The sequence below is a fragment of the Microcoleus sp. AT8-B5 genome, from assembly GCF_036705565.1.
Classification (GTDB): domain Bacteria; phylum Cyanobacteriota; class Cyanobacteriia; order Cyanobacteriales; family Microcoleaceae; genus Microcoleus.
In genome coordinates this window covers 45,992-52,239 of sequence record NZ_JAUBUY010000015.1, presented here as the reverse complement: position 1 = coordinate 52,239, position 6,248 = coordinate 45,992, and the positions used below count along the sequence as shown (strand labels likewise).

Here is a 6,248-nt window from a genome sequence, read left to right as displayed (position 1 = left end):
GGGAAAATTTGAGACCAATTGGTCTCAAAAATCCGACAGAGGAAAATCAAATCCCGATTACTTTGGCTCTTGGCGCTAAGTTTTGAATCTCGAACCGGGAAAATTTGAGACCAATTGGTCTCAAAAATCCGACAGAGGAAAATCAACTGCCTTCTCTAGCAGAAATCTCGCCAGAAGATCCAACTCGAATTTTCCATCTCCGACCGCTGAGGAATTGCCATGCAAACTATCAATACCCTAGTAGAAACCGAATATGGCACTGCCCAACTTGATGTAGCTGAACGGACAAGGCTTCAAGAACTAGAATCCATTGTCGAACATGGACTTCAGATATTTTACGAAGTTGGCAAAGCCCTTGATGAGATTCGGGAAGAGAAACTGTACCGTGAAACTCACAAGACTTTTGAGGCTTATTGCCTTGACAACTGGGGCATCGGAAGACGGACAGCAGATCGATTTATTTCAGCAGCGCAGGTTGTCGGAATTTTGAGACCAATTGGTCTCAAAATTCCGACAAAGGAAAATCAAGTCCGTCCTCTAACAGGATTACCCCCAGAGCTACAACTCGAAATTTGGCAAGAAGCTCTGGAGTTATCGCCTAATAGTATGCCCACTGGTGCAGCAGTTCAGCGCCTGGTAGAGCGGCGATTTCCTTCAAACGGAAACGGGCGAACGCCTAAAGATAGTGCTTCGGAAGTCGAGAAGTTGCGATCGGACAATCAGCGGCTCAGAGAGCAAATCCGACAGCAAAACAGAGAAAGGGATAGGCGTGCTGCTGCTGTGGCTTTAGAGTTAGAGCAGTTGCGCTCAGAGAATAGGCAGCTAAAAGCTGAACTGCTACAGCGGGATAAGGATTGGGAAGTTCGACTGGCTTTTGAGAGGAACAAAATTCGCGAGGAGGTTAGGGGAGAACTCAGAGAGGAACTTAAGGCTGAACTCAGGGAAGAAATCAGAGCCGAAATAAAATCTGAGTATCAGGCTCAAATTAAAGAATTGACGGCTAAATATGAAGCCATAATTCAGGATTTATCAGTAAGGTTGACAGCTATGGAAGGAGCAAAATAAGAAATGGTCGCAATACTTGAAAACCCACTGCGCGTCGGTTTGCGAAAAGAACGAGTGCCGGAACCACAAATTCTGGTAATCTTCGGAGCTTCTGGGGATCTGACCCAGCGCAAACTGGTACCTGCAATTTATCAGATGAAGCGCGATCGACGCTTGCCACCGGAAACTACCGTGGTGGGAGTAGCCCGCCGCCCTTGGAGTCACGATTACTTCCGCGAGCAAATGCGCGAAGGCATAGAAGAATTTGGCGGCGGGATTGGCAATGAAGAATTTTGGCAAGAATTCGCTAAAGGTTTGTACTACTGTCCGGGCGACATAGACAACCCCGAAAGCTATCAAAAACTAAAAGCTTTCTTAGCGGAAATCGACGAAGAAAGGAGAACTCGCGGCAATCACATATTTTATCTCTCAGTTTCCCCGAACTTTTTCCCAGAAGCAATTAGGCAACTGGGCGCGGCTCAAATGCTGGTCGATCCAGTAAAACACCGCTTGGTAATTGAAAAACCCTTCGGCCGCGACTTGAGTTCGGCAAAAGCTCTCAACCGAGTCGTGCAGAAGGTTTGCCAAGAACAGCAAGTTTACCGGATAGACCACTATTTGGGTAAAGAAACTGTTCAAAATTTAATGGTGTTCCGGTTTGCTAACGCGATTTTTGAACCGCTGTGGAATCGGCAATTTGTCGATCACGTACAAATTACAGTTGCAGAAACAGTAGGCGTAGAAGACCGGGCCGGTTACTACGAATCCTCTGGGGCGTTGCGGGATATGCTGCAAAACCACTTGATGCAGATTTTCTGTCTGACGGCGATGGAACCGCCGAACTCGCTCGACGCTGACAGCATCCGCACCGAAAAGATGAAAGTTCTGCAAGCAACTCGCTTGGCAGATTTGAATAACTTGGAGTTCTCAGCGATTCGGGGTCAATATTCCGCAGGTTGGATGAAGGGCAAACAGGTGCCAGGATATCACGATGAACCGGGGGTGGCTCCCAATTCGACAACGCCGACTTTTGTGGCGATGAAGTTTATGATTGACAACTGGCGCTGGCAGGGAGTGCCTTTCTACCTGCGAACCGGCAAACGGTTGCCGAAAAAAGTTAGCGAAATTGCGATTCAGTTCCGGGAAGTTCCGCTGCTAATTTTTCAGTCCGCAGCCCAACAAACTACTCCTAACGTTTTGACCATGCGGGTGCATCCGAATGAGGGGATTTCGCTGAGGTTTGAGGCGAAAATGCCGGGGCCGGATTTGCGGACGCGGACGGTGGATATGGATTTCAGTTACGGTTCTTCGTTTGGGGTGACATCTTCGGATGCTTACGATCGCCTGTTAATTGATTGTATGCTGGGCGACCAAACTTTGTTTACCCGTTCTGATGAAGTGGAAGAAGCTTGGCGGGTGGTAACGCCGGCCTTGATGGCTTGGGAATCGTCCAACGACCAAGATTTGGTTCCTAAATACGAAGCCGGTACTTGGGAACCTGCGGAAGCAGAACTGCTAATTAACAGAGATGGCCGCAAGTGGCGAAGACTTTAAGAGCCATTAGTCAGCAGTCATTAGTCCTTAGTTATAGGTCAGCATTAGTATTAGTTATTAGCTAAGAACGGCTAACTAAGAACGGCTAACTAAGGACTAAGGACTAAGGACTAAGGACTAAGGACTAAGGACTAATAACTAATAAGAAAGGAGAAAAGATTTATGACGATGACACCGATGAAAGCTCCGCCTCTGGTTTCGCTACAAAGTCCTAAAGATGTGTCGATCGACCAAATAGAGGCCGAATTGAGTCAAATTTGGGAAAGTTACAGAGAATCGGGGTCGAAGGGCGATTTTCCGATCGCTAGTAGGGCAACAACTTTTACTTTTGTAGTCTACGAACCGGAAGAAACTCAGCGGTTATTGGCGGATCTGGGGTTTTACGACGGGCCGGTGGACGGTATTACCGGGCCGATGACGGCATCTAGCATCAGGGCGGCTCAAAAAGCTTATGGGCTGCCGAGAACTGGCAAACCTAACGCTGAATTGCTGGCGACTTTGCGGGAAGAAGTGGCTCGCAAAAATTCCACAGGCGAGGAGATGGGATCGAGTGGCTTGGGTTCCGGGGGTTCGGGGGTGGCTGACGCGATTGTGGCTGCCAATCCCTGCCGGATTATTGCTCTGTGCCCGACAGCGGGGGAAGATACGGGCGTGCAGGCTCAAGTGGCTGCTTATTGTCCGGTTCACAAGCGCACCAGTGGCAATCTGATCTGCTGCGAGTACATTACGCTGCGGGGTACGGAAGCTGCGCTGGAACGGGTGAGCGGCATTGTGACGGCGTTGACTATCGCTGATTTGCCGACGCTGCTGTGGTGGAAGGCGAATCCTGATGCCGATCGAGGTTTGTTCCAGCGGCTGGCGGCAGTTAGCAGTTCTGTGATTGTTGACTCTAGCAGCTTTGCTGAGTGTGAAGCTGAATTGCTGTTGATGCAAAGTCTGATCGAGGAGGGAATTCCGATCGCGGATCTGAATTGGCGCCGGTTGGCCGCATGGCAGGAGTTGGCTGCTGAGGCTTTTGACGCCCCGGAACGTCGCGCTGCGATTCGGGAAATCGATCGGGTGACGATCGATTACGAACAGGACAATTCTACTCAAGCGCTGATGTATTTGGGTTGGCTGGCGAGCCGGCTTCAGTGGCGTCCGGTTGCTTTCAAACAGGAAGAGGGCGATTACCACATCAAGCGAATTAAATTCGCGGGGCCGGACGAACGGGTTATCGAAGCCGAGTTGGCTGCTATTCCTACTGCTGATTCGGGCGATGTCGCGGGCGATTTGATTGCTCTGCGTTTGAATTCTACAAACGAAAAGGCTGACTGCGGTACGGTTCTGTGTTCGGAAGCGGGCGGCTGTATGCGGATGGAAACAAAGGGTGGCGCTCAAACCGATCGGTTTAACCAGGTGAGTCCTCTGTTCGATCAGGTGACGGAACAGTTGCTGGGTCAGCACCTCCAGAGTTGGGGCCGAGATGTGCTTTACGAAGAAAGTTTGGCAGTGACGGCTCAAATGCTGAAGTTAGCTAAGCGGTAAAAAGAAGTTCGGCAACGGATTGTGTAGCGGATGTAACGGATGTAACGGATGGATGGAATCAGGAGAAAGGAGAAAGGAATAAGCAAGACGGATTGAGTTAATATTCAGTGGGGCAGGCAATGTCTGCCCTACTTTTTTAGGAGTTATGAATTTTAAGTTAGGAGTTTTGAATTAATCCTGTTATTTAACTCAAAACTCTAAATTACTTCCCAAAAGCCACTAAATTACCTCTCTTCTTCTCATTCTTCCTGGGAGCATCTCATATTTGTAAAAATACTTCTTCTGGCTCCTTCCTTCTTCTGGCTCCTTCCTTCTTCCTCTTTCCTTCTTCCTCTTTCCTTCTTCCCCTTTCCTCCTGCCTCCTGCCTCCTGCCTCCTGCCTCAAAACTCCAATTTCTAGCGGAGGGCTGCAAAGGTGAGATGCTCCCTTCTTCCTTCGCGCCCTAGCGCTTACGCGCGGCTTCGCCTAACGCGTCTTCGCGGTTCGTTAAATATGTATTTTTTGTGAATAACCTAGAACTATGGCTTTAGTAATTGCTGGCGAACGCAGCGGTGCGGGAAAGACTACTGTAACGATCGCCCTTTTAGCTTATTTAATCCGTCGCGGCTTGAATGTTCAATCTTTTAAGGTGGGTCCCGATTACATTGACCCGATGTTTCATGCTTTTGTCACCGGTCGCCCCTGTCGCAATTTAGACCCGGTATTAACGTCTGAATCTTATGTAAAAAAGTGTTTTTCTCGTCATATTCAAGATGTCGATTATGCCTTAGTTGAAGGGGTGATGGGACTCTTTGATGGAGTGAGTCGAAGGAATCAGGAATCAGGAAGGCACGACACGGATTTTGACACGGATACACGGATTAATTATCGAAAAGAAGCAGGCAATTATGATTTTTCCTTTGCTTCTACGGCTCATGTTGCTTATTTGCTGAATTTGCCGGTATTGTTTGTGATAGATTGCAGCAGGCTCTCTGGTTCTGTGGCTGCGATCGCCCACGGTTTCCGTTCTTTTAACCCTGAACTTAAATTCGCTGGTTTGGTGCTGAATCGGGTGGCGAGCGATCGACATTTGGAACTGCTTCAAGATGCTCTAAAACCGCTCAATTTACCTATTTTGGGGGTTTTGCGTAGGGATGAGGCTGTTAGTATTCCCGATCGACATTTGGGTTTGATTCCTGCTGAGGAGTTGCCGAATCTTCATGCTGCGATCGATAAACTGGCTGATTTGGCTGCTGTTAGTTTTGACTGGGAGCAACTTTTGCCTTTGTTGGCTGCAACTCGAAATGAGGGGTCTGAGCAACTTTTGGGTAGGCACGGTCTCCCTTCGGGAATTATAACTCAAAAAGATGATGTTGTCAACTGTTTGGGAAAACAATTTGGAGTGAGGATTGCAGTTGCGCGCGATCGGGCTTTTAATTTTTACTATCAGGACAATCTTGATTTGTTGGAAGAGTTGGGTGCCCAGTTGGTATTTTGGAGTCCCCTTGATGACTCGGTGTTTCCTGACAATGTGCAAGGGTTATATTTTGGTGGCGGTTTTCCCGAAGTGTTTGCTCAAAAATTGAGCGGTAATGTTTTAATTCGGGATGCGGTAAGAAGGGCGATTTTTTCGGGAATGCCGACTTATGCGGAGTGCGGCGGTTTGATGTATTTGTGCGATTCTATTGTAGACTTCGATGGCATTTCTTGGCCAGGGGTGGGTGTGTTGGAAACTGCTGCTGCGATGGGTAAGCGTTTGACGCTGGGATACCGAGAAGCTGTGGCGGTGAGGGATAGTTTGGTGTTAACTGCTTTTGATGAGGTTTGGGGACATGAGTTTCATCGATCGCATTTAACTGTTGAACCGAGTAATCCAGTTTATCACAGTTGGAGGTATGGGAAGCGGGGGGAGGTTGAGGCGGTTGCTGAAGGTTGGGGAGTTTGTCAGGTGCACGCTTCTTATTTGCATTTGCATTGGGGGGCTCGGCCTGATATTCCGGCTCGTTTTTTGCAGCAGTGTGCTGATGCGTGATTGTAAGGGTGTTTTGGGCGATCGAGAAAGCGAACTGGATTTTTTTATTTAATTAACCGCAGAGGGCACAGAGGGCACAGAGAAGAGAAGAGAGAGGAGTTACTGTATTAA

Annotated in this window: 4 protein-coding genes; all 4 read left to right on the top strand. The window is 48.5% G+C overall.

Features of this window, described 5'->3' with window-relative positions; translation table 11 throughout:
* The first annotated feature begins 219 nt into the window (after positions 1 to 219).
* The 4 genes from QUB39_RS12705 to QUB39_RS12690 all read left to right on the top strand — a co-directional run bounded on the left by QUB39_RS12705 (position 220) and on the right by QUB39_RS12690 (position 6,137).
* Positions 220 to 1,065, top strand: a complete 846-nt coding sequence (locus QUB39_RS12705; RefSeq protein ID WP_333207696.1) for a hypothetical protein — start codon at positions 220 to 222, stop codon at positions 1,063 to 1,065.
* Between the two features lie 3 nt (positions 1,066 to 1,068).
* A complete protein-coding gene (gene zwf, locus QUB39_RS12700) occupies positions 1,069 to 2,598 on the top strand; it encodes a glucose-6-phosphate dehydrogenase (protein ID WP_333055741.1) in 1,530 nt (509 codons plus the stop codon).
* 162 nt (positions 2,599 to 2,760) lie between these two features.
* On the top strand, positions 2,761 to 4,125 hold the full coding sequence (gene opcA / locus QUB39_RS12695; RefSeq protein ID WP_333207697.1) for a glucose-6-phosphate dehydrogenase assembly protein OpcA: 1,365 nt from the start codon (positions 2,761 to 2,763) through the stop codon (positions 4,123 to 4,125).
* Positions 4,126 to 4,646: 521 nt separating this feature from the next.
* Entirely contained in the window at positions 4,647 to 6,137 is a 1,491-nt protein-coding gene (locus QUB39_RS12690; protein WP_333055743.1) for a cobyrinate a,c-diamide synthase, read from the top strand.
* Positions 6,138 to 6,248: the final 111 nt, after the last annotated feature.